The sequence below is a fragment of the Lysobacter sp. GCM10012299 genome, from assembly GCF_042649405.1.
Taxonomy (GTDB): domain Bacteria; phylum Pseudomonadota; class Gammaproteobacteria; order Xanthomonadales; family Xanthomonadaceae; genus Lysobacter_J.
In genome coordinates this window covers 24,916-48,011 of record NZ_JBHRZC010000006.1, presented here as the reverse complement: position 1 = coordinate 48,011, position 23,096 = coordinate 24,916, and the positions used below count along the sequence as shown (strand labels likewise).

The 23,096-nt window shown below is 66.5% G+C and carries 18 protein-coding genes; 5 read left to right on the top strand and 13 right to left on the bottom strand.

Features of this window, described 5'->3' with window-relative positions:
• Positions 1-8: 8 nt before the first annotated feature.
• The 3 genes from arsN2 to ACFOPO_RS15160 are packed head-to-tail and all read left to right on the top strand — an operon-like array spanning position 9 to position 1,593.
• Entirely contained in the window at positions 9-446 is a 438-nt protein-coding gene (arsN2, locus tag ACFOPO_RS15170) for an arsenic resistance N-acetyltransferase ArsN2 (protein ID WP_386704235.1), read from the top strand.
• Positions 443-841 carry an arsenate reductase ArsC gene (locus tag ACFOPO_RS15165; protein WP_386704234.1) on the top strand — a complete coding sequence of 133 codons (399 nt, stop codon included), beginning with the start codon at positions 443-445 and terminating at the stop codon, positions 839-841. Before arsN2 ends, ACFOPO_RS15165 begins: the two co-directional genes overlap by 4 nt.
• A complete protein-coding gene (locus ACFOPO_RS15160) occupies positions 841-1,593 on the top strand; it encodes an aquaporin (protein WP_386704232.1) in 753 nt (250 codons plus the stop codon). The genes ACFOPO_RS15165 and ACFOPO_RS15160 overlap by 1 nt, the downstream gene beginning before the upstream one ends.
• Here the strand turns inward: ACFOPO_RS15160 and ACFOPO_RS15155 are convergent.
• The 8 genes from ACFOPO_RS15155 to ACFOPO_RS15120 all read right to left on the bottom strand — a co-directional run bounded on the left by ACFOPO_RS15155 (position 1,524) and on the right by ACFOPO_RS15120 (position 11,423).
• On the bottom strand, positions 1,524-2,375 hold the full coding sequence (locus ACFOPO_RS15155; RefSeq protein WP_386704230.1) for a copper resistance protein B: 852 nt from the start codon (positions 2,373-2,375) through the stop codon (positions 1,524-1,526). The two genes, ACFOPO_RS15160 and ACFOPO_RS15155, sit on opposite strands and share 70 nt — an antisense overlap.
• A 2-nt stretch (positions 2,376-2,377) precedes the next feature.
• Positions 2,378-4,174 (bottom strand): copper resistance system multicopper oxidase, encoded by a 1,797-nt coding sequence (locus ACFOPO_RS15150; protein WP_386704228.1) that lies wholly within the window; start codon positions 4,172-4,174, stop codon positions 2,378-2,380.
• Positions 4,175-4,307: 133 nt separating this feature from the next.
• The gene (locus ACFOPO_RS15145) at positions 4,308-4,736 is read right to left on the bottom strand and encodes a CopL family metal-binding regulatory protein (protein WP_386704227.1); all 429 of its coding nucleotides are present in this window, start codon (positions 4,734-4,736) and stop codon (positions 4,308-4,310) included.
• Positions 4,737-4,775: 39 nt separating this feature from the next.
• Positions 4,776-6,890 (bottom strand): glycogen debranching N-terminal domain-containing protein, encoded by a 2,115-nt coding sequence (locus tag ACFOPO_RS15140; protein WP_386704225.1) that lies wholly within the window; start codon positions 6,888-6,890, stop codon positions 4,776-4,778.
• A 9-nt stretch (positions 6,891-6,899) separates the two neighbouring features.
• Positions 6,900-7,955 (bottom strand): glycosyltransferase family 4 protein, encoded by a 1,056-nt coding sequence (locus tag ACFOPO_RS15135; protein ID WP_386704223.1) that lies wholly within the window; start codon positions 7,953-7,955, stop codon positions 6,900-6,902.
• A gap of 108 nt (positions 7,956-8,063) precedes the next feature.
• Entirely contained in the window at positions 8,064-9,890 is a 1,827-nt protein-coding gene (locus ACFOPO_RS15130) for an ATP-binding protein (protein WP_386704221.1), read from the bottom strand.
• A gap of 1 nt (position 9,891) precedes the next feature.
• Positions 9,892-10,101, bottom strand: coding sequence for a hypothetical protein (locus ACFOPO_RS15125; RefSeq protein WP_386704220.1), 210 nt, complete (start codon positions 10,099-10,101; stop codon positions 9,892-9,894).
• Positions 10,098-11,423, bottom strand: a complete 1,326-nt coding sequence (locus ACFOPO_RS15120; RefSeq protein ID WP_386704218.1) for a sigma-54-dependent transcriptional regulator — start codon at positions 11,421-11,423, stop codon at positions 10,098-10,100. The genes ACFOPO_RS15125 and ACFOPO_RS15120 overlap by 4 nt, the downstream gene beginning before the upstream one ends.
• 276 nt (positions 11,424-11,699) lie before the next feature.
• On the opposite strand from ACFOPO_RS15120, the gene ACFOPO_RS15115 reads away from it, so the two are divergent.
• A complete protein-coding gene (locus tag ACFOPO_RS15115; RefSeq protein ID WP_386704217.1) occupies positions 11,700-12,053 on the top strand; it encodes a hypothetical protein in 354 nt (117 codons plus the stop codon).
• Positions 12,054-12,118: 65 nt separating this feature from the next.
• On the opposite strand, the gene ACFOPO_RS15110 is transcribed toward ACFOPO_RS15115, so the two are convergent.
• The 5 genes from ACFOPO_RS15110 to ACFOPO_RS15090 all read right to left on the bottom strand — a co-directional run bounded on the left by ACFOPO_RS15110 (position 12,119) and on the right by ACFOPO_RS15090 (position 19,009).
• Positions 12,119-12,532 (bottom strand): CBS domain-containing protein, encoded by a 414-nt coding sequence (locus ACFOPO_RS15110; protein WP_386704215.1) that lies wholly within the window; start codon positions 12,530-12,532, stop codon positions 12,119-12,121.
• 185 nt (positions 12,533-12,717) lie between these two features.
• On the bottom strand, positions 12,718-13,341 hold the full coding sequence (locus ACFOPO_RS15105) for a response regulator (RefSeq protein ID WP_386704213.1): 624 nt from the start codon (positions 13,339-13,341) through the stop codon (positions 12,718-12,720).
• A 133-nt stretch (positions 13,342-13,474) separates the two neighbouring features.
• Entirely contained in the window at positions 13,475-16,921 is a 3,447-nt protein-coding gene (locus ACFOPO_RS15100) for an SbcC/MukB-like Walker B domain-containing protein (protein ID WP_386704211.1), read from the bottom strand.
• On the bottom strand, positions 16,908-17,573 hold the full coding sequence (locus ACFOPO_RS15095) for a DUF4194 domain-containing protein (protein WP_386704209.1): 666 nt from the start codon (positions 17,571-17,573) through the stop codon (positions 16,908-16,910). Before ACFOPO_RS15095 ends, ACFOPO_RS15100 begins: the two co-directional genes overlap by 14 nt.
• The gene (locus ACFOPO_RS15090; RefSeq protein ID WP_386704208.1) at positions 17,570-19,009 is read right to left on the bottom strand and encodes a Wadjet anti-phage system protein JetA family protein; all 1,440 of its coding nucleotides are present in this window, start codon (positions 19,007-19,009) and stop codon (positions 17,570-17,572) included. Before ACFOPO_RS15090 ends, ACFOPO_RS15095 begins: the two co-directional genes overlap by 4 nt.
• A 674-nt stretch (positions 19,010-19,683) precedes the next feature.
• On the opposite strand from ACFOPO_RS15090, the gene ACFOPO_RS15085 reads away from it, so the two are divergent.
• Positions 19,684-22,920, top strand: coding sequence for a TonB-dependent receptor (locus ACFOPO_RS15085; RefSeq protein WP_386704207.1), 3,237 nt, complete (start codon positions 19,684-19,686; stop codon positions 22,918-22,920).
• Positions 22,921-23,096: the final 176 nt, after the last annotated feature.

Below are 23,096 nucleotides of genomic sequence, written 5' to 3'. Positions count from 1 at the left end.
GAGGCGACATGGACCTGCGCAATGGCGGTGAATCGGATGCAGCGCGTATCCGGACGTTGCTGCTCGATTGCGGCTTGCCGGTGGAAGATCTCGATACCGCAGCCGTGGACTTCCTCATTGCCGGCGAGGGCGCCGAAACCTTCGGTGTGATCGGTCTGCAGTCGTTCGGCGACGTCGGGCTGCTGCGATCGCTCGCGGTTCATGCGGACGGTCGCGGCAAGGGCACCGGCGGCGCGCTGGTCGACGCACTGGAGTCCCGCGCGCGTGCCGCCGGCATGCATCAACTCGTGCTGCTCACGCAGACCGCGGAGCCGTTCTTCGCGGCCCGTGGCTACCTGCCGATCGCCCGCGACGCCGCGCCGCCGGCGGTGCAGGGCAGCGCCGAATTCCGCTCGATCTGCCCGGCGTCCGCCACCTGCATGAGCAAGGATCTCCAGACTCGATGAGCACGGCCATGAAGAAACGCGTGTTGTTCGTATGCGTGGAGAACGCCAATCGAAGCCAGATGGCCGAGGCGTTCGCCCGCATCCATGGCGGCGACGGTGTCGAAGCATTGAGTGCGGGGTCGCGGCCATCGGGCCAGATCAACCCCAAGGCCATCCGCTTCATGTCCGAGCTGGGCTACGACCTCGGCGGGCACGCATCGAAGTCGCTGGACGAGGTCGAAGGCGAGTTCGATGCCGTCATCACCATGGGCTGCGGCGACAACTGCCCCTGGGTGCCGGCCAGGCGCCGCGAGGACTGGGCCTTGCCCGATCCCAAGCACATGGACGACGACGGCTATCGCGCCGTGCGTGACGAGATCTCGTTGCGGGTGAAGAACCTGCTGGCGCAGCTGTGATGCAAGCGACGCTGCTGCAGAAGCTGACCGCTGAGTTCATCGGCACTTCGCTGCTGCTGGCGACAGTGGTGGGCTCGGGGATCATGGGCGTTGAGCTGTCGGCCGGTAACGACGGTGTCGCGCTGCTGGCCAACGCCGCTGCCACGGCCGGGGCGCTGTACGTCCTGATCGTGTTGTTCGGCCCCATCTCCGGCGCGCACTTCAATCCCGTGGTCACGCTGGCGATGCGGGCGCGTGGCGAGATGAGCAGCGAGGCTGCTGCGAGCTATATCGTCGTGCAGGTTGGCGCGGCCATCGTCGGCGTGGTGCTTGCGCACGCGATGTTCGGGGTGGCATTGATCCAGCCAGGCGACCATGTTCGCAGTGGAGGTTCGCAGTGGCTCAGCGAGGCCGTTGCGACGTTCGGCCTGCTGCTGACGATCCTGCTCGGCATCCGCCATCGGCCGGCGGCAGTGCCGGCGCTGGTGGCCTGCTACATCTTCGCGGCGTACTGGTTCACTGCCAGCACATCGTTCGCAAATCCGGCGGTTACCGTGGCGCGGGCATTGACCCGCACCTTCGCCGGCATCCGGCCTGACGACATCCCTGGTTTCATCGTTGCGCAACTGGTTGGTGCACTGGCGGCACTCGCGGTCTCGCACGTGTTGGCCGGCCCATCGGTTGAAGGGCCGGCCACCTCCACTCAGAACCAGAGCCTGAGGCCCGCGACGAAGCGTGTGTCGCGCGAATTCTCGCCCTCGGCCCGCCGATAGTCGGCGGTGTCGCCAAAGGCGCGCTCGTGGCTCACGCCGATGTAGGGCGCGAACTGTCGCGTGACCTCATAGCGCAGGCGCAGTCCCGCTTCCGCCGTGCTCAGGCCCGAACCGATGCCACGGCGAGGGTCGTCCTTGCCATGCAGCTCGACTTCCAGCAGAGGCTGCAGGATCAAGCGATTGGTCAGCAGGACGTCGTACTCGGCTTCGAAACTGGCGGCGCTGCGACCGTCCTCGCCCAGGTAGGCGGTGGCTTCGATCTCGAACTTGTACGGCGACATACCCTGGACGCCGAACGCCGCCCAGGTCTGCGAGTCGCCAGGTTTGAAGTCGTGCTTCACGCCGGCGACCAGGTCCCACCACGGCGATACGCTGTGGCCGTACAGCAGCTCCACGTCCGCTGATTCGGTGTGGCCGCGAGCGCGTTCGCCTTCGCTGCGGAACCAGAGGCGATCGATGTCGCCGCCGACCCATCCCTGCAGTTCCCAGGCTTCGCCACTGCCGCGTTCCAGATCGACCGCCTCGAGGCGATCGACCAGCACGTAATGGTTGATGCCTGCGCCGTGCTCCATCGAGTGGGCGAGGTCTGGAAACGCTGCGGCGCGATCGGCGTCGGCCACCGGCGGAACGGGTTCGACCGGCGAACCGGCGTGATCGGCATGCCCTGCCTCGACCTTGGGGGAAGGCTGCGCGTGGTGCGCATGGTCCTGGGCCAGAGCCGGCGGTGCCAGTACAAGCGCGAGGGCAACGGCGAGCGCGGAATGATGCAATGACGTCGGCATGCTCATTCCTCCACCCGTACTTCGCGCATCATTCCCGCTTCCATGTGGTAAAGCAGGTGGCAGTGGTAGGCCCATCGGCCAAGCGCGTCGGCGCGAACGCGATAGCTGCGCTTCGTGCCGGGCGGCATGTCGATGGTGTGCTTGCGCAGCTGGAAGTTGCCGTGCTCGTCCTCCAGGTCGCTCCACAGGCCGTGCAGGTGGATCGGGTGGGTCATCATGGTGTCGTTGACCAGCACGATCCGCATGCGCTCGCCGTAGTTGAGCCGCAGCGGTTGCGCATCCATGAACTTCTGGCCGTTGAACGACCAGGCGAACTTCTCCATGTGGCCGGTCAGGTGCAGCTCCAGCGTGCGGCCGGGCTCACGGCCGTCGGGATCGTCGAACAGGCTCTTCATCGCGGCGTAGGTGAGCACCGTGCGGCCGTTGTCGCGAAGCCCGATGCCGGGATCGTCGAGTTTCGGCAGCGGCGCCATCGTCTGCATGTCGACCAGCGGATTGCCGGTTTCGCTTGCGGGGTGCGACTGCATGGCGCCGCTGGCGTGGTCCATGCCGGGCATGTCGTGGCCCATGTTCGCGCCGCATCCGCCTTCCATGCCCTTCATGCCCGTGCCCATGTTGGCGCCACATCCGCCTTCCATGCCCATGCCATGGCCTCCGTGGCCCATGTCGGACATGGTGAGGATCGGGCGCGCGTCCAGCGCTGGCAGCGGCGCTTCCAGCCCCTGGCGCACGGCCAGCGTGCCGCGTGCATAGCCGGTGCGGCCCATGTCCTGGGCGAAGATCGCGTACGCATCCTGGCCCGACGGTTCGACGATGACGTCGAACGTCTCTGCCACCGCGATGCGGAACTCATCGACGGTCACCGGATGGATGTACTGACCGTCGGCGGCCACAACGGTCATCTTCAAGCCCGGGATGCGCACGTCGAAGTAGCTCATCGCCGAACCGTTGATGAAGCGCAGCAGCACCTTCTCGCCGCTGCGGAACAGTCCGGTCCAGTTGCCGGCCGGCGCTTGGCCGTTGAGCAGGTAGGTGTAGGTGTTGGCGTTGACGTCCGACAGGTCGGTCGGTGTCATCCGCATCCGACCCCATTCGCCGCGGTTGCGCAGCGTGGCCGACAGGCCATCGCGATCGGCATCGCGCAGGAAATCGCCGACGGTGCGCTTGTGGCGGTTGTCGTACTCCGACATCTTCTTCAGGCGCCGGAACAGCGCGGCAGGATCCTTGTCGGTCCAGTCGGACAGCAGGATCACGTGTTCGCGGTCGTGACGGTACGGCGCGGGTTCGCGCGGGTCGATGACGATGGCACCGTACAGCCCGGCCTGTTCCTGGAACAGCGAGTGGCTGTGATACCAGTAGGTTCCCGACTGCCGGATGTCGAAGCGGTAGGTGAACGTTTCGCCGGGATGGATACCGTCGAAGCTCATCCCGGGCACGCCGTCCATGTTGGCCGGCAGCAGGATGCCGTGCCAATGGACGGAGCTGGGAACGTCGAGGCGGTTGGCCACGCGCAGCGTCACCGTGTCGCCTTCGCGCCAGCGCAGGATCGGCGCGGGCAGCGAGCCGTTGACGGTGACGGCGGGGCGCGTGTGGCCGGTGAAGTTGACCGCCGCGGTGCCGATGGACAGGTCGAACTGGGTGCCTGTCAACGACAGCGGCGCGGTGGCGGCGCCCGGGCTGGCGGCCATCGCGGGCAGGCGCCACAGGCCCAGGCCCGCGGCAACGCCACCGGCAGACAGGCCGGTGACGAATCGGCGGCGGGACTGGCTGGGCGCCGGGGAAGAGGGATCAAAGGACATCAACGAGGCTCCGTGAATTGCGATCGAGTGCAGGCGCGAAGTGCGCATCGCGACGCGATCCCCGCAGGACAGGGTGGGTCACGCCGGTGCAACAACAACGCCATGGAACATCGGCACCAGCGGTGCCGGGCACTCAGGCAATAGGAGGTCGTATCGGGTTTGCCAGCGCCGGTGCGACGTGGCTGGGGCTCAACGCCTGGATTTCCGCTGCACGTTCGATCATCGCGGGCAGGGGGCGGACATCGGCGAGGGTGGCCGTCGCGTACTGCAGGCAATCACATGCGCAATGCGAGGACTGGCAGGAATCAGCCGCGGCCGGGCTGCCGTGGCCGTCTTCGCAGGCGGTGGACGATGCCATGTCCGCCATCACGTGCAGGGTTGCTGCGGCGCGCTCGGCATGGCGCTGTTCGTGGCAGGGCGGACTGGTCTGCGCAGCAAGCGAAGCCTGCGTCGCTGCCACGTGCATCAGCTGCATCTGCGTGGACGCGACTGCGAAGCCGGATCCGTTGAGGACCAGGCTGAGGCAGAGCAGCGCACGAAGCAGGAAGGCACGCAGGGGCATGGCCGCAGTTTAGCGCGGGGATGCCATGGGCGCGACCCGTCAGCCCTTGATCCGCACCGACACGCTGTCCGTGCCGGGTCCCTCAACGAACACGCCGACGCGCTCGTTCAAGCGTTTCAGGACCAGATGGACGTGGGTGGCGGCGATAGGCAACCGCCGCACCACGATCTCGTCGATGCCGATGGGCAGCTGCGGACGGTCGAGCAGGATCTCCGCGTGCGCCCCATCGATGGTGATGCCCAGGCAGGCCTGCACCAGCATGAACGCCGAGCCGGCCGCCCACGCTTGTGGCAGGCAGGCGACGGGGTAGGCAACCGGGGCACTGCCATGCGAGCGCGGGAACCCGCAGAACAACTCGGGCAGGCGCATGTTGAAGTGCACCGCCGCCTCGAACGCACCGCGCAGCAGGCGTACGGCCCCCGAGCGCGGACCGTAGGCGGCGATTCCGGCGGCGCAGATGGCCGAATCGTGCGGCCAGACCGAACCGTTGTGATACGACATCGGGTTGTAGTGGACCTGGTCCTGCGCCAGCGTGCGGATTCCCCAGCCACTGAAGAACGGCGAATCGAGCAGTTGCGACGTCACTTGCGCTGCCCGCTGGTTTCCGACCAGGCCACTAAATAGCAGGTGGCCTGCGTTGCTGGAGCGCACCGCGCACAACTCGCCGGCACCGTCGATGGCAATGCCGTAGAACTCGCAGTCGGGCATCCAGAAGCGCCGTTCGACTTCGGCGCGAAGGCGCTCTGCGCGCTGCGTCCAGGCATCGGCCTTGCCGTGGTCGCCGCGCATGCGTGCCATCGCGGCCATGGCGCGCAGCGCGGCGAATGCATAGCCCTGCACCTCGACCAGGGCGATGGGCCCCTGCGGCGAACGGCCATCGGCATGGAACACCGAATCGGAGCTGTCCTTCCAGCCCTGGTTGGACAGCCCGCTGGCCTCGCCCCGTGCGTAGTCGAGGAAGCCGGCCGGGTTGGCATCGCAGACGCGCTCGATCCATGCCGTGGCCGCTTCCAACGCCGGCCAGATCGCGTCGATCAGGATGCGGTCGCCAGTACGCTCGAGGTAGGCCCCGGCCAGGCCGACGAACAATGGCGTGGTGTCGACGCCACCGTAATAGTGCCCGAATGGCAGTTCGCCGAGTGCCGACATTTCGCCCTTGCGCGTCTCGTGCATGATCTTGCCGGGCGAGGAGTCCATGAACGACGACTCTTCCTGCGCCTGGTGCCGGGCCAGGAACGTCAGCACTCCACGCGCAAGCTCCGGATCCAGCCACAGGGTCTGCAGCGCGGTGATGACGGCATCGCGGCCGAACGGCGTCGAGAACCAGGGGATGCCGGCATACGGATAGGGTCCAGTATCGAGCTCGCTGGTGAGCATGGTCAGGTCGGCCCGCGAGCGTTCCATCCAGTCGTTGAACAGCGGGCCCTCGCTGCACACGCGGGCGCTGCGCCGGTTGCGTTGGCGCATGCGCTTGCGCGCATGCGCGGCGGCGGTGCGGAAACGGCTGCGATCCGCCGGCGCCTGTTCGCTGCCTACTTCAACGAACATCACCCGTCGCCCGCCCGGGGCGAGCGTGACGACAAAGTTGGCCTCGGAGGCATCGTGGCGATCGGGCAGGTCGGAGAAGGTGACGCAGGACGTGCGCAGCTGTTCGTCGAGACCGCGATAGCGATAGACCTGGCCGCGCTCGAGCACTTCCACGGGCAGCAGCTCGCCGCGGCGCTGGCGAAGGCTTCCGCGCACTTCGAACATGTCGGAGAAGTCGGCGGCGACGTCGAAGCACAACGGCACGTGCGCCGGCATGCTGCCGTAGTTGAGCAGCTTGATGCGCTCGTACATGCGGTCCTCGTGGAGGAAGCGCACGCGCTTGATGTAGACCAGGCCCTCGCCGGTGGACGTGCCGCCCAGCGGGGGCAGCAAGCGGTTGGTCATGTGCGCGACGAAGAACACGTTGTCGCGCGTGACGTAGGAGCTCAGCAGCACCGGGTTGGTGTCGCCGAGGCGAAGCCGGAAGCGCGACAGGATCCGCGTGTCGTTGTGGAAGTGACCGTCGGCGCCACCTTCGATGTCGCCCTGGCGGTTGGCGACCACGAAGGTTTCGCCGTCCTTGAGGACGTAGCCAGTGTTGAGCGAGGCCGCGGCGCCAGGATCCATCCCCGTTCCTCAGCCGGTGCGCCGATGCTGTGCGGCCTCCCGCAACAGGCGCCAATAGACTTCGATGTACGTGCGTGCCATCACTGTCGAGGTGAACCGCCGCTCGAAGACCTTGCGGATCGCCCGCCGATCCAGCGCAAGCAGGGCGGGCAGGGAGGCGACTGCTTCCTGCTCGGAGGCCACGATGAATCCCGACAGGCCCGGATCGATGACCTCGGGAACCGATCCGCAGTTCCAGGCCAGGACCGGCGTGCCGCACGCCATCGCCTCGATCATCACCAGGCCGAAAGGCTCGGGCCAGTCGATCGGGAACAGCAGCGCGAGGGCGTCGCCGAGGAAGCGGTTCTTCGCGGTGTCGGAAATCTCGCCGACGAACTCGATGCCCGGGGAATCCAGCAGCGGCTCGATCTGCGCATGGAAGTAGGCCTGGTCGACGGCATCCACCTTTGCGGCGATGCGCAGCGGCAAGCCTGCGGCCCGGGCGATGGCGATCGCGCGATCGACGCGCTTCTCCGGCGAGATCCTGCCGAGGAAGGCGAGGTAACCGCCTTGCGGAGCGGGCGAGCAGTCGTACAGCGACGCAGGAATTCCGTGATGGATGGTCTCGACCCAGTTCAGGTCCTCCATCGAGTGGCGCTGGCTGTCGGATATCGACACCAGCGGAAACCGCGGCCAGCGGCCGTGGGCGCCTGCCAGGTCCTTGAGGTCGAGGCGACCGTGCAGCGTGGTCACGGTCTTCTCCGCGCAGCGTTCGAAGAACGGGTAATGCAGGAGGTCGACGTGGAAGTGCAGCACGTCGAACTCATCGGCGCGCCGGCGCACTTCATGCAGCATCGAAAGGTGCGCGGCCAGGTCCGACTTCAGGGGCGCCGGGTCCAGTCGGATGGCCTGGTCGCGCATGGCCACCAGCTCGGCGCGAGTGCGGGTATCGGCCGAAGCGAACAACGTGACTTCATGGCCCTCGTCGACGAGGGCATCGGTGAGGTGTGCCACCACCCGCTCGGTTCCGCCATAGAGCAGGGGCGGGACGGCCTCGTAGAGAGGGGCGATCTGGGCGATGCGCATTGCGGAAAAGCTACGCCCCGCACGGTGTACACGGCGTGGTGCCATGAATGAGCGGGGATCGAATGCGACACGCTTAACAGGCGCGCGGCCGTGTCGCGGAGAAAATCGCTAGGACACAAGACTCCGGCCAGTTGCAGCCATGTCCGGACCTTGTCGCAGACCTTCATCGATGGCACCCAGGATCTCGCTCATGGTCGCCGGTTTCACCAGGTGCTTCTGGAACCCGGCCAGGCGGGTCCGGTCCCGGTCGCTTTGCTGGCCATAGCCGCTGTAGGCGATGAGGTAAGGGGTCTGGTCGTAGGACTGCAGCATCCGTGCCACGTCGTAGCCCGACATCCCGTCCTTGAGTTCCAGATCGCACAGGACGATGTCGGCCGGGTCCTCCCGCGACATCCGCAGCGCGCTTTCCGCATCGGTGGCGATGCTGGCGCGGTGCCCTTCGAGTTCAAGCAGCGTCTGCAATGCCTCGGCGTTGTCGAGTTCGTCCTCGACGATGAGGACGTGGGCGCGCATTGCGGGTGCGATCCGCACAGGGCCCTCATCGCAGCCGCACTCCTCGGTCGGTGATTCGCACGGCAACTTCAGCGTGAAGGACGCCCCGTGGCCGAGGCCATTGCTGTGCGCGCTGACCTGGCCGCCATGCAGTTCGGTGATGTGCTTGACGATGCTCAACCCAAGCCCCAGCCCGCGCGACTGCCATGCAGGGGATTGCACGAACGGTTCGAACATGCGCGCGACGAAGTCCTGATCGAGCCCCTGGCCTTCGTCGCTGACGGTGAGCGTCGCTTCACCATCGCCCTCCGTCACCGACATGAACACGCGTTGGCCGGGCTCGCAGGCCTTGATGGCGTTGGACACGAGATTGTCGAGCACCTGGCGGAGGCGGGCATGATCGCCGCGCACGTGGCATTTGATTTCATGCTCGGGTGGCACCAGCACCACGCCGTGCTGCTGCGCGACGGGCAGGTTGTCGCGGTGGACCTCGTCGATGAGTTCGCTGATCTCGACCAGGGTGCGACGCAGTTCGACCTTGCCCTGGGTAACGCGCGAGATGTCGAGCAGGTCATCGACCATCCGCCGAAGGTGCTGGCTCTGGCGGTGGAGGGTGGCCAGTGCCTGCTGGCGTTGCTCGGGTCCGGCGCTCTGGTGGTGGAGCAGGTCGCTGGCGGCGGTCACACCCGCGAGCGGATTGCGCAGTTCGTGGCTGAGCACCGCCAGGAACCGGCTGATGCGCTGGTTGGCCAGCGCCAGCGTTTCCATGGCCCGCTTCTGGTCCTCGATATCGGTGCTGGCGCCGTACCAGCAGTGCACCTTGCCGTCGGCGCCAATGATCGGTACGCCCTTGACCAGGTGCCAGCGGTAGTTGCCGTCGGCGCGGCGGAAGCGCATTTCCAGGTTCAGCGGCTGCGCGGTCGCCATGGAGTTGCGCCAGGCCTCGGCGCCTGCCTCGAAGTCTTCGGGATGGACGATCGCTTGCCAGCCCTCATCGCCGCTGAGGCCGGTGTACTCGTACCAGAAGCGGTTGTGGTAGCGCATCGTGCCGTCAGGCTCGGCGACCCAGACCATCTTGGGAAGGTGATCGAGCAGTGCGCGCTGGTCGCGGTCGGCCTGGAAGCGCTTGAGCACGTCGGCGGGCTTGCGGCTCGATCTCACCTCTGCGGCGAGCCAGGCCAGGATGCCGGCAACCGCGACAAAGGCGGCCAGGTCAATCGCGCCCGCGGCTGCATGGCCGCGCACGATCACCGCCGTCACAATCGCAGCGATGGTGAGAAAGCCGCAGCGCCTGCCGAAGATGGCCGCGGCGAGGAGCACGGCCGCGTAACCAAAGGTCATCGGCAATTGCTGCGAGGGCAGGCCGTAGGCGAACGACGAAAGCGCGCCCAGCAGGATTGCCACCACGACGTCGCCAATGAGAAGCGCGATATGCGCAGGCATCTCAGCCGCCGTCCGGCCAGTCCCTGACAAGTTCGGCGCAACGCTGGCACGCGGCCTCGGCCCGGGCCAGGTGCTGCCGGACGCGGTCCAGGGCTCCTCCGTGCTCCAGCAGGCTGGCCGCAGTCGAGGTGGCCATGGTGATGGTGTTGAGTTCGTTGCGCAGGCTGTGCCGCCAGCGGCGGGTCTCCTCGCTGACCGGCACGTCGTTCACGTGGAATTATTCTCGCGGTTGCGCAGGCGCGCCAGCTGGTTCTGGATGGTGCGGACACTGACACCCAGTGCGAGCGCCGTGCGTGTGCGGTCATTGCCGTAATGGGCGAGGGTCCTGAGCAGCATCTCCTGCTCGATCTCCGCGTAGCTCATGCCGACGTTGAAGCCGACCGCGCCGCCGCCCATCGCCATGGCACGCGGCCGGTGCGAGAGCGGCCGCACGCAGACGAGGGCCCCGTCGCTGGACAGATACCCTCGCTGGATCGTGCTGTGCAGCTCGCGCACGTTGCCCGGCCAGGCGTGGCGCATCAGGATGCGGTCAGTGCCTTCGGCAAAGCGCCGGCTGGTGCCGTGGCGGGCATTGAGGCGATCGAGGAAGTACCGTGCCAGCAGCACGATGTCGTGGCCACGCTCGCGCAGCTCCGGCATGGCGATCTGGTAGTCGGCGAGACGGTAGAAGAGGTCCTCGCGCAAGGTTCGCGCCTCGACCGCCAGGTGCGGGTCACGATTGGTCGCCGCGACCACGCGCACGTCGGTGGCAATGGCTTCGGTGCCGCCGACGCGGGTGACGGTTCCGGTCTCGAGCACGCGCAGCAGGTAAACCTGCAACGCCAGCGGCATCTCGGTGATCTCGTCCAGGAACAGCGTGCCACCGTGCGCCTGCTCGAAGTAGCCGGCGTGGCGGTGATTGGCGCCGGTGAAACTGCCACGCTCGTGGCCAAACAGATGGCTTGCCAGCAGCTCCGGCGCGACGGCGCCGGCATTGACGGCGACAAACGGGCCGGTGCGGCCGCTGGCATCGTGGATGGCGCGTGCGACCAGCTCCTTGCCGGTGCCGCTGGCGCCGGTGATCAGCACCGAGGCGTCCGACGTCGCGACGCGGTCGATCGCGTCGTGAACCCGGCACATCGCATCGCATTGGCCAATCATTCCGTGGCGCAGGTTCGCCGACGGCAGGCTCTCGCGCGCGGCCGCGGTCTGCTTCAGCAGTGCATCGAACTGCAGCGGACAAAGGGGCTTGAGGAGGTAGTCGACCACAGGCCGCGACACGGCCTGGATCGCCGTCTCCACCGAGGGCTGGCCGGTGACGATGATGGCCTGGCCGTGCTCGGGCATCGACGGGTCGTCCAATAGCTCCAGCCCGCTGCCATCCGGCAGCTCCAGGTCGAGCAGCAGCAGGTCGACAGGGGGCAGGTGGGCGAACTGACGCGACTGCTCCAGCGAATGCGCCACGTACGGGCGGAAGCCGCGCAGGCGGGCGAAGTCGGAGGCTGCCTCGGTGAAATCGCGGTCATCGTCGACGATGAGCAGTGACGCGGGCATGGGACGTTCTCCGGCATGCAGTGGCCAATCAGGCAGTGGCCGAAGCCTATGCCGTGCGCAGTGAACGCGCATTGAAGGCGCCAGGGACCCCTAGTCAGGAAAGTTTTTCCGCCCGACGACAAAACCTTCGCAGCGATCACAACGACGCGTGAACCGCGAGGCCTGCGGCCCTCGCTTGGGGCGTCGCTGCGCTGGCACGGTAGTTGCGTGCTGTTTGATGCCGGCCTCGTGGACTCTCCACGGCGGAATGCAGCAGCCCCGATACAGGAGTCAGGCATGAACACCAATCTGTTTTATGGGACGCGCTCCAACGTCGTCGAAGTCGTGGACATCGAGCGGGAGATCGCGTCATGGATGCGCCATTACCGGCAGTACGTTGCCGTCTTCCGCAGTGATGACTACCTGCCTGCGGTGAAGCTGGGCCTGAGCGCGTACCTGCGCGGCCAGTCCTTCGACGATTGCGTGGAAGAGCTCGAGCAGAGTTACCAGCGCGTGCGCGGTGCCTCTCGCCTGGACTGGTACGAGGCCCTTCCGGTTGCACGGGCCGCATGGACGCGGCTGTCGGAACAGCAGGCAGGCAACTCAGCGGCCAAGCAGTCTGAGCTGTGCGGCTTGGGCAACGCAGCTTAATCCGATTGCCGGGGTGTGGGGTCGGTGCATGCGGCGGCTTCGGCCGCCGCATGCGTCGTATGGCCTCAGTGCGGCTTGGCGACGCCCTTGAGCAGTTCTTCCGACGAGTCCTCATCGCCGCTGTAGGCGAAGTCGGCCAGCGACACGAAGCCGACCAGCTGGCGCTCGCGGTTTATGACGGGAAGCCGGCGGATCTGCAGGTCGGCCATGTTGCGGGCGACGTCGTCGACTTCGTCATCGTCGTAGCAATAGTGGATCGCCTCGCTCATCACGTCGCGCACCAGGGTTTCGGCGCCGAGTCCGTTGGCGACGGCGCGAACGGTGATGTCGCGATCGGTGACGATGCCGACAATGCGGTCGCCGTCGCCGACGGGAAGGCTGCCGATGTCCATGCGTTTCATCGTCTCGGCGGCTTCGCGGATGCTCTTGGCCGGGTCGGTCAGGAACACGTCGGTGGTCATGATCTCGCCTACCTTCATGGTGTCTACTCCTCGAGTGGTTGCATTTGCAGCCTGCGTGAGGGCTCGTTGCGGGGACGTCAAGGAATGACGCGCCCGCCGCCCACGAAGTGCGATGAACCCGCAAAATGAACCGACATTGTCACGGTGACGTAACGACTCGCTGAACTCCACCTTGCCGTGCGCAATCGATGGCGTCTTTGCGCCTACAGCAATCCGTGTTCGCGAGCGTAGGTGTACAGGTCGATGTCATTGCCGATGCCGAGCTTGGCCATGGCGTCGACCTTCTGCCGGCTCACGGTCTTCACGCTGCGGTTGAGTTGCTTGGCGATCTGCGAGACGGTCAGGCCCGAGGAGAACAGGCGGAACACCTCGGCTTCGCGAATGGAAAGGATGACCTTGTCGTTCATCGCTTCGGATGCATGCAGCGATTGCTCCATGGCGGCGCCGACATAGTTGCGGCCCTGCGCGACCGCCGTGACCGCCTGCGGCAACTCACCCAGTGCCTCGGACTTGTTCACCAGTCCGCGCACGCCCGTCGCCATGATCGAGCGGAGCACGCCCGGGTTGCTGACGATGGTCAGCACGATCACCGGCAACGTCGGCCATTTGCGGTGGAGCATTCCGAGCAGGCTCAGGCCATCGGACATGCGCCCGCCGGGCATGTTGAAGTCGGTGATGATCAGGTCGCACGGCGATGCGTCGAGTGCCCGATGGAGGTCGTCCGCCGAGGCGGCCTCGGCGACGACTTTAAGGTTGTGATCGCGCTCCAGCAGCGTGCGAACACCGTTGCGAATGATCGGGTGGTCGTCGGCCAAGACGATGCGCATGTTCGCCTCGGATGGCTTTGGCAGCGGTCGAAAGGATAAGACATTTCCTCGCAACCTGTGTGACGCTTTTGCAGAACTTGGCCGCGGCTTTGTTGATTATCGGCAAAAAGGCGCGAATGCGGTCCGAAATGCGTTATGCAGGCTCCTTCTGCGGCGTGTGCTGCGCGATGCGTTCGATCTCCGCATCCAGCAAATGCGGGTGCAGCTGGAACTGATCGCTTTCCAGCAGGGTACGGCCTGCACCTCGCACCACGACACGTTCGAGTTGGAGCAATGGTCCGTCGCGGAACAGTTCGATGTAACTGTCGAGCACGCCGCTGAGCGTTCCCTGCGCGGTGTCCGGCGCCGCCACGATCAACTGCAGGCCGAGCGAGCGCAGGTAGTTGGTCGTGGCGCGTGCGTTCTGCGCATCGATCTTGTCGCCGAACTCGTCGAGCATGATCACGCCCAGGCCACCCTGTTGCCCTTCGGACTTGCCATAGGCCGCCGCCAGCGCTGCACCGGCGATGACATAGAGCGGCGCGCGGTGTTCGCCACCCGAGCCGGAGCGCATGCGCTCGCTGAGGGTGCCGATGACGGTTTCTTCCTGCTTGATGACCACCTCGAAGCTGAAGAACCGGCGGTAGTCGTCGAGCGGGGACGGCGAGGTGGCGCCCTTGCTGCCAACCTTGTCGTCGATGATGTCGCGGAACGCTGCCGGCACTTCGCCGGCACTGCCGAACAGCGTGTCGGTCTGGCCCACATCGGCCGCCTTGTTGATGAAGCGGTGCAGCTCGCGGAACTCCGGCGCGACGTCGTACTTGAACTGGTAACGCTCGTTGTTGGAGAACGCGGGACTGCGCTGCAGCGTCCGGTTGAGCGTGTTGATCTGGTGCCGCAAGCGGGTGAAGTTGTCGTACAGGGCCGAGGCCACGTTGGAACGGAACGTCTCCACGGCCGTGGTGTAGGCCTCGTCAGCAGCGGCCTGGTGCTGGACCAGCTCGGTGCCCTTGAGATGTTCGATCTCCTTGTGCAGCAGTGCATTGGCCTGGCGCCACTGGCCGGGCTCCATGTCGAGCACCAGCGCATGGTCCTTGCCGTACTGCGCCAGGCCACGCCAGGCTTCGGGCAGGAGGCCGTTGAGAATGCGATCGCTCTCGTCGGCGCGGGCCTGGCAACGCTGCACGCGGCCGGGAAGGTCGGCGATCTTTTCGTCGAGTTCCTCGCGCTGGTGTTCGACCAGGTTGGCATCGACGTCGGCGTGCGAGAACGCTTCGCTGGCACGCCGGGCGATCGCGTCGCTCTGCTCGCGCAGCGCCTGAAGTACGGTCTCGGCCTCGGCGCACTTGCCCGTGGCGACGGCCTCTTCGCCGACCAGGCGCTCCACCAGGGCTTCAAGTTCCCGGCGACGGTGCTCGGACGCCTGCGCCTGTTCGCTCAGGCGAATCAGGTCGGGATCGCTGGCGGCGTCCTGGTTGTCCTTGAGGGCGCGGTAGCGTGCGGCCGCCTGGCGGTGCTTGAGCAGCAGTTCATGCGCATCGCGGGCCATGTCTTCGGCACTGCCGATGCGTGCCAGGCCGGTGGCGCTGGCGTGCACGGGGCGCCATTGTGATTCGAGCTCGCCGATGCGGCGCTCTGCGGCGTCCAGTTCCTCGCGCAGCAGCTTCTGCCGCTCGCGGCTGCTGGAGGCGCCGATCTTGAGTTCGCTGGCGGCAGGCAGGCGCAACCGTTCGACGCCGCCGCCCTTGGCGACCAGGCCGTCCTGGCTGAGACCGTGGCGGCTGCGCACGACTTCGGCCTCGGTGGCGACGCAACGCAGGTCGCCCAGCTGGCGGCGCAGGTAGGCGAGGGCGTCGCTGTTGTCGCCGGCGAGCAGCGCGGCCACCTGGCCGGCAGCAGGCGTTGCATCGCCGCGGGACTGACGAGCGTGACTGCACAACGCCAGCTTGACCCCGTATACGGATCGCGCGCCCTGCAGCGAGCGGTACAGGCGCACCGCCTGCTCCTCGTGCTCGGGCGCGATCAGCAGCGCTTCGACATGGGTGCGCAGGTAGCCTTCGATGGCCCGCTGCCAGGCCGGGTTGGCCACCTGGACCAGGTCGCAGACCGGTTGTGCTTCGACGCCGGCATCGGCGAGGTAGCTCATCAGCCGGGCCACGTCGGGGCGCAGCTCCGATTGGCCGGCGTTGAGTCGGGCCAGGTTCTGTCGCGCCGTCAGGGCGCCCTGGCGGGCCTGCTCGAGCGCGTTGTGGCGCTCGCGTTCGTAAGCGCTGACCGCGGCGATGATCGGTGCCGCGTGGCTGGTCGCCTGGCGCAGCTCGTCGTGGAGCGTTTCCGGCGATACCAGGATGTCGGCATCGGCCACCAGTACGGCCAGCTGGTCGTACAGCGACTGCCACGGCGCCAGGGCGGTGGCGAGCAGATGGGCATCGACCCCTGGCAGGCCGAGCTTGCCGGCCGCCTGCAGCTGGTCGCGGACAAAGCCCGCGCTGCGCATCAGCTCCTTCTTCAGGCGCGCCAGTTCTTCCTGGTAGGGCGCGGCGAGCTGTTCGAACGACGCCTGTTCGCTGTAGCCGCGCGTGCCCTGCAGGCGTTTGCTTGCCTCGTCTGCTGCCAGGCGTGCGTTCTCGCGGTCGCTGCGCGCCTGGGCCAGTGCAAGGCGCTTGCCGCGCAATGCGTCCTGCGAGGCGGTCAGTGCATCTTCGGCCGCGTCCACAAGTTCGGAATGGAGGTCGCGCTGGTACTCGGCGCCCAGCGCGCGGTATGAAGCGGCCCGCGTGGCCTGGTGCGCGACCTTCTTGTATTGCTGCTCGACCAGTTCGGCCTCGTCGATCCTGCGCGCGACCTGCTCGATCTTCTCCTTGATCAGGCGGAAGCCGTCCAGCAGGGCGCGGAACTTGCCGATCTCGGTCGGGCGCTCTTCGGCCACCAGCGTGCGCACGAACAGATCGACGTCGCTGACGCGCTGCAGGTTGAGTGCGTTCTGGAAAGCCTTGCGGTAGGCGACGGCATCGAGCTGCGCGTTCGGGCCCGGCCGCAGCCGGAACAGCAGGTCCTTGACGAACCGGTCGCTGCTGCTGTGCAGCTCGGCCTTGCTGCCGGCCTGCTTGCAGCGTCGTGCGATCAGTTCGCGGAAGCGTGCCCATTCCTGCGGCAGCTGCTCGCCGTTGACCGTTTCCAGATGATCGTCCAGCGACAACGCCACGCGCGGCAGCAGGTACAGGCCATTGACGCGGTGATCGGGTTCGGCCGCCGATGCCGCCAGGGCGATGCCCGCGGTCAGCGATTCACCGCTCTCCTGGTCTTCGAACACCAGGCTCAGGTAGGTCGTGGCGGTTTCGCGGTCGCGGCCGTCGTCCCCGGAGCGGTACACGCCCAGGCAGTAGTCGCGGATGGTGCGGGCGCGATGGCTGCCGCCGGCCTGCGCATTGAACCGGATCTGGTTGCGGTCACCGCCGAGCATGACGATCTGCAGGGCATCGAGCAGCGCGCTCTTGCCGGCGCCGTTGGGCGCGATGATCGCCGTGCTCAGGTCCAGCTCCAGTGTCTGCGCCTGGAACAGGAAGAACTGGACGAGGTGGGCGCGCTTAAGCTGATACATCGTCTGGCTCCATGGTCTCGTCGGTGCCGCTGTCTTCCGCGCTGCTTGCTTCCATGCTGGCGTCGCCGTCGTCCTGGTTGTGCTGGTCCAGGCGCTGCAGCCAGTGCGCGCCGACGATCTCGACGATCGCCGGCCGCACCAGGATGCGGAACGGTTGCGGGTCACCGGGCTCGCTTTCGGTGGTGCGGCACACCGACCAGCGCTTGAGCGCGCGCAACTGGCTGCGCAGCGCGCCGGTCTCGGGCAGCTCGCGACCGGTCAGGGTCTGGTAGGCGTCCTGCAGTTCCGGCAACTCGACCAGCACGTCACCGTGATCCTCTACCTGGCCCTGGCGCATGGCCTCGTCGTAGCGCTGGCGCAACACCAGGATCAGCAGCGTCTCGTCGAGGCTCACCGCGGTGCCTTCGCCGTGCGTGGGCAGGGCGGTGACATAGCGGAAATGCGCGTTGCGCTCCAGGCGGATGCCCAAGGGCTCCAGCGCGGCCGCGAAGTCGGCCAGCCAGGTCTCGACCAGGTGGTAGGCATTTCGCGATTTGCGGTCGGTGCTGTACAGCACCTGCTCGGTGACCAGGCGGTAGGCCGCCCGTTCGAAATCCTGCGCGGTGTACATGCCACCGGAGAGCTGGCTCAACGTGGCCCAGGAGCGTTTCATGAAGCATTCCTTGTGCGGTGCAGGACGAAGCGGGGCGATTCGAGGTAGTCGTTGGCGGTGTGCTCGCCATCGCACAACTGGATGCGGAAGCCCCGCAACATCCGGTGGATCGGGTCGTCGCGACGCAGGCCACCCTCGCGGCGGCTGCGCAATGCGAGCGTGATCAGGGTCTGGTAGGCGCGGAAATCCTCGATGCTCCCGATTTCCATGGTTTCCGATTCGATGCGGTCGTTCGCGTCGAGATGGCGATCGACATAGCGCGCCAGGTCTTCGGGCTTGACCAGTCGCGCGCGTGTCATCTGCCGCAGCAGGTTCAGTCGCGCCAGCTGTTCTGGCGTGGGCTCGCGGCTGGTGTTGGCCGTGCGCGGAATGGGTTTCTGCCGCTGCTGCGGCGCGCGCAGGCGCTGCTCGTCCATCAGCGGCCCGGGCGCGACCGGCAGGCGCAGCGCTTCCTCCGGCGCCGTCAGTACGCCACGGCAGGCGCGGCGCAGCAGCACGTCGAGCTTGTCCGGCGCGCGCAGGCGATAGTCGAGGAAGGCGAGGGCGCGGCGGTTGGCCTGGCGGATGTCGTCGTCCAGGCGCGCCAGGTACTCGTCGATGCGGTCGATCTCGTACAGCCGGCGCAGGCTGCGCTGCAGGCGCTGCTCGGCGCGGTCGCGGTCGCCGCCGGTGGCGCGTTCCTGGTACCAGGCCACGAGCTGGCCACGAACCGGTGTTTGCTCGATGTCGCGGACCATGCCGAGGATCGAGGTGCGGCGGGCGAGGGGGTGATCGGCGTTGTGAAGCTGGGCGTAGTCGCCGACGAACAGTTCGCCCACGTAGCGTTCGAACAGCTGGCGGGCGAACTGCGCGGTGCTCTCGGCCTTGATCAGTTCCGGCATCAGGTCACGCACCTGCACGCTGATCGCAGAGACGTACGACAGCAGTTGTCGCGACTGCTCGGCAGCCTCGTCCAGGCTGTCGCCGCCGGCGTTGCCCGCGACGACCTGCTGCAACTGCAGTTCGATCGAGCGGACCTTGGCGCCGAAGAAGGCCGGCCCGCGCTCGGCGAAATCCATCAATGCCGACAGCAGCTGCGCCACGGCATGGGTCATCGACACCATCTCGCGCGCACCCACGCGCTCCTGGCGCAACCAGCCGGCGGCGCGGAAGCGTTCATGGATGGCATTGGCGCGCATGGCCAGCGGCGCATCCGGGGCGTGGCCGTCGTCTTCCCAGGGGTCGTCGGTCAGCAGGTAGCGCTCGATCGCCGAGGTGATCTCGCGGCGCGGGAACCCGACGCTGGGGGGCATCGGCGCGTCCGGTCCGAAGAACTCGGCGAACAGCTGGCACAGCAGCTGCCAGTAATGGAGTCGGTTGGAAGAGGCGAGGGGTCCGAACAGACCATCGGGAACAACAGCGAACAGCGGCGGTGCCGGCGAACTGTACTCAGTCAAAAAACACTCCGATGCCGGTCCTGGTTGCTGGTGCTGGGTCCTGTCGCGTGCGCCCCGGGTAAGGGCCCTGGGGCCCGGGCGTCGCGTGGAGGGAAATGTATCCCGGGACCGTCCGGGTGGGAATGAGCAGCGGCCTGCGCTGGCCTGTTCTGCCGCCCGGGCACGTACGCGGCTGATAGCGCTCTCAGTAATCCCGCGAGGCGCAGGGGGGAAGTTGCGAATGCAACTATCGCTATCACGTCGTTGCGGCGTGCGGCTTATCGCCGCGTGGCGAATTAACAGCCAAATTTTGCTGCACTGCACGGTGACATGTATGGAAACTTAATGTTTAGTTTACGCCCAGATGATAGCGCTATCACTTCTGCCCGCCATCGGCGGGTTCCTGGAGGCCCATCGCACCACCGACCCACGTGAACTGCATCGAACGAAAGTACAGAGCCAAAGAAGTGCTGCACGGGCGGTTCGCTTGACGCTCGTATTCGGGAATAGGCAGGCCGGGGCCTGCAGGTGCCCTTGAAAGGGCGACACATCCATCGATCGAAGTTGAGGGGGTAAGGCCATATGAGTCGGTTTCGGTGCCACGTTCTGTGGGCGTCCTTGGCGCAGGCGACAGCCGGGCGTCGTGCCGTGAGTACGGCAATGGACGGTTCCCCTTCTGCCGGGAGGAGCTTGCAATGAGCCAGCTGTCCAAGCGCTTCAAGAAGCAGTTCAAGTCCACTGCCATGTTCACCTTCGTCGGTGGCGTGCTGGTCATCAATCCGGCGTACGCGCAGGATGCCAGTGCCGCGACCGCGCAGGCCACCACGGCGCAGACCACCACTGCACAGACCGCCACCACTGCACAGTCAACGGCGGCTCAGGCCACGACCGCGCAGTCGTCCTCTGACCAGGCCACGACGCTGGACACGGTCACCGTGACCGGCATGCGCAACAGCCTCAACCAGTCGATGGAGATCAGGCGCAACGCCGACGGCATCGTCGATGCGATCAGCGCCGAGGACCTCGGCAAGTTCCCCGACACCAACCTCGCCGAATCCCTGCAGCGCATCACCGGTATCTCGATCGAGCGCCGCGATGGCGAAGGCGCACAGGTCACCGCGCGCGGCTTCGGCCCGCAGTTCAACATGGTCACCCTCAATGGCCGCACGATTCCGGGCGCCGACGCGTTCGGCGCGCCGGGGCAGGTGCCGATCGGCGGTGTGGACGGCGGCACGCGCGCGTTCAACTTCGCGCAGCTGGCGTCGGAAGCGATCAGCACGCTGCAGGTCTACAAGACCGGCCAGGCCAGCGTGCCCAGCGGCGGCATCGGCGCGACCATCGACATCGAAACCGATCGTCCGTTCAACCACCAGGGCATCGTCGCCACTGCCGGCGCCAAGGCGGTGTACGACGATTCGCAGCCGTTCGACACCGACCTGACGCCGGAAGTGTCCGGCATCTTCAGCTACACCAACGATGACAAGACCTGGGGCGTCGGTATTTCCGGCAGCTACCAGAAGCGCCACGGCGGATCGGTGCAGGCCACCGAGAACGCCTGGAACATGCAGCGCTGGACCGGCACCGACCCGGCCCTGCGCCCGGATGCGGTGGTGACCAACGCACCGGCGATCGGCCAGCTGTACGGCATGCCGAACGACCTGCGCTATGCCTTCGCCGACTTCGAGCGCGAGCGCATCAACGGCCAGGCAGTGTTGCAGTTCGCACCGATGGATTCGTTGACGTTCACCCTCGACTACACCTACTCGACCAACGAGATCACCGAGGACCGCGCCGAGCAGACCATCTGGCTGCAGCGCGCCAACAGCTTCACCGATCTCACGTTCGATACCGGCCAGGCGGTGGCCACGCCCGTCTACCTGCGCGACATCGTCGGCACCAAGGACTTCGGTTACGAGCAGCAGCACCAGGAGCAGGAATACAAGCTCGATTCGCTGGGCCTGAATGCGGCCTGGGACGTCACTGATCGCTTCCGCCTGACGTTCGACGCCCACGACACCACGTCCGAGAGCGTTCCCAACGATCCGGTCACCGGCGGTGGCTCGACGTTCTTCAGCATCGCCGGCACCAACAACTGCACCGTGGGCCCGTACTGCGGTGGCAATTGGGCGCAGGAGCTGTCGTTCAACAGCGGCCTGCCGATCGGCGCACGCACCTGGTACCCAAACTCGGCCGCTGCCATTGCCGGTACCAACGGCACGCTGAACCCGGATTTCCCGCCGGAGCAGATCGGTTCGCAGGTGCTGCGCATCAACTACCAGCGCCAGGAAACCGAGATCAAGCAGGGCCGCATCGACGGCGAGTACGTGTTCGACGACGGCCGTTTCCAGTTCGGCGTCGATTCGGCACAGACGACGATGACGCGCAAGCAGGCGACCGAGGCCTATTCGACCCTGGGCGACTGGGGCGTGGCCAACACCGGCAACGAGCCGGGCCTGCAGGAGTTGATCCGCCCGATCGACATCGTCGGCATGTTCGACGACTGGAGCGCTCCTGGTGCGGCCCACGGTGCATGGCTGGGCAGCGCTACCGCAGGTGCCTTGTGGGCTGGCGACTTCTACGGTGCGCAGACGCGCTACAACCCGCAGCTGGCCGCCGACAACAAGGTGAAGGAAGACACTGACGCAGCGTACGCACAGGTCGACCTGGAAGGCACGCTGGGTGGCTTCGCGACCAACACCCGCATCGGCGTGCGCTACGAGAAGACGTACCTGACCTCGACCTCGCAGGTTGCGTTGCCCACTGCCATCCAATGGCAGGCCAACAACGACTTCCGCATCATTCGCGGTGACGACCAGGTTCCCTTCAGCGAGACGCACAGCTACGACTTCGTCCTGCCGAACCTCGACTTCGCCATCGACTTCACCAGCGAGATCAAGGGCCGCGCATCGTTCAGCAAGACCATCGCGCGCGCGCCTTACGGCAATCTCTACGCGGGCCCGACGCCTAACCAGCCGACCGGTTCGATCCTGATCAACCCGTCCACGCGTGCCAACGGCGACGCACAGAACCCGCTGCTGGATCCGCTGGAATCCGACAACCTCGACCTGGCGGTGGAGTGGTACTTCGCCGACGCCAGCTTCGTCCAGGTGACGTTCTGGAACAAGGACGTGAAGAACTTCATCGGCACCTCGGTGGTCCGCCAGCCGCTGTACGGGCTGACCGATCCGACCTCCGGTCCGGACGCTCAGGCAGCGCTGGCCTTCCTGACCAGCGGCGCGTGTGCGACGCAGGTGGGCGCGGCCGGCAACGACGTGTCGCAGGCCTGCTCGGCCAACGACACCGCGTTGTTCGCCGCGCTGGCCATGCTGCGCAATCCCGAGACCGGCGGCCTGGCGGCCTACAACGGCAGCTCGGCGCAGTCGCTGCAGATGGAGAACACCTACGACCTGGTGGGCGAGTCCGACGATCCGCTGTACCAGTTCGACGTCAACCAGCCGGTCAACCAGAACGACGCCAACCTGCACGGTTGGGAAATGGGTGGCCAGTACTTCTTCGGCGAAACCGGCTTCGGCGTGTACGCGAACTACACCCTGGTGGACGGCGACGTCGCCTTCGACAACACGGTGATCGAACGCGACCAGTTCGCCCTGCTGGGACTGAGCGATACGGCCAACGTGATGTTCATGTACGAGAACTACGGCTGGTCCGTCCGCCTGGCCTGGAACTGGCGTGATGAGTACCTGATCCTGGCGAACCAGAACGGTTCCAACCGTAATCCGTACTACGTCGAGGAATACGACCAGTGGGACATGAACGTCGGCTACGACTTCAACGACCATTGGTCCGCCAGCTTCGAGGCGATCAACCTGACCGGTGAGGACGTGCGCTGGCACGGCCGCTCGGACAAGCAGATCATCAAGCTCGTCGACCAGAGCCCGCGCTACATGCTGGGGGTGCGCTACAAGTTCTGAGGGACCCTCCCAGGGTTTTGAACCAAGGGCAGGGCCGCTGCGAAAGCAGCTGTCCTGCCCGTTTTTTTTGTACCTCCGGGGGCGCCCCGGGACGCAGTGGGCAGGACCGGTACAAGGGCCTTTCCTTATTCGCCCGGCAAGCGCATAACATCACGCGAACCGGTCCCAGGTCTGAT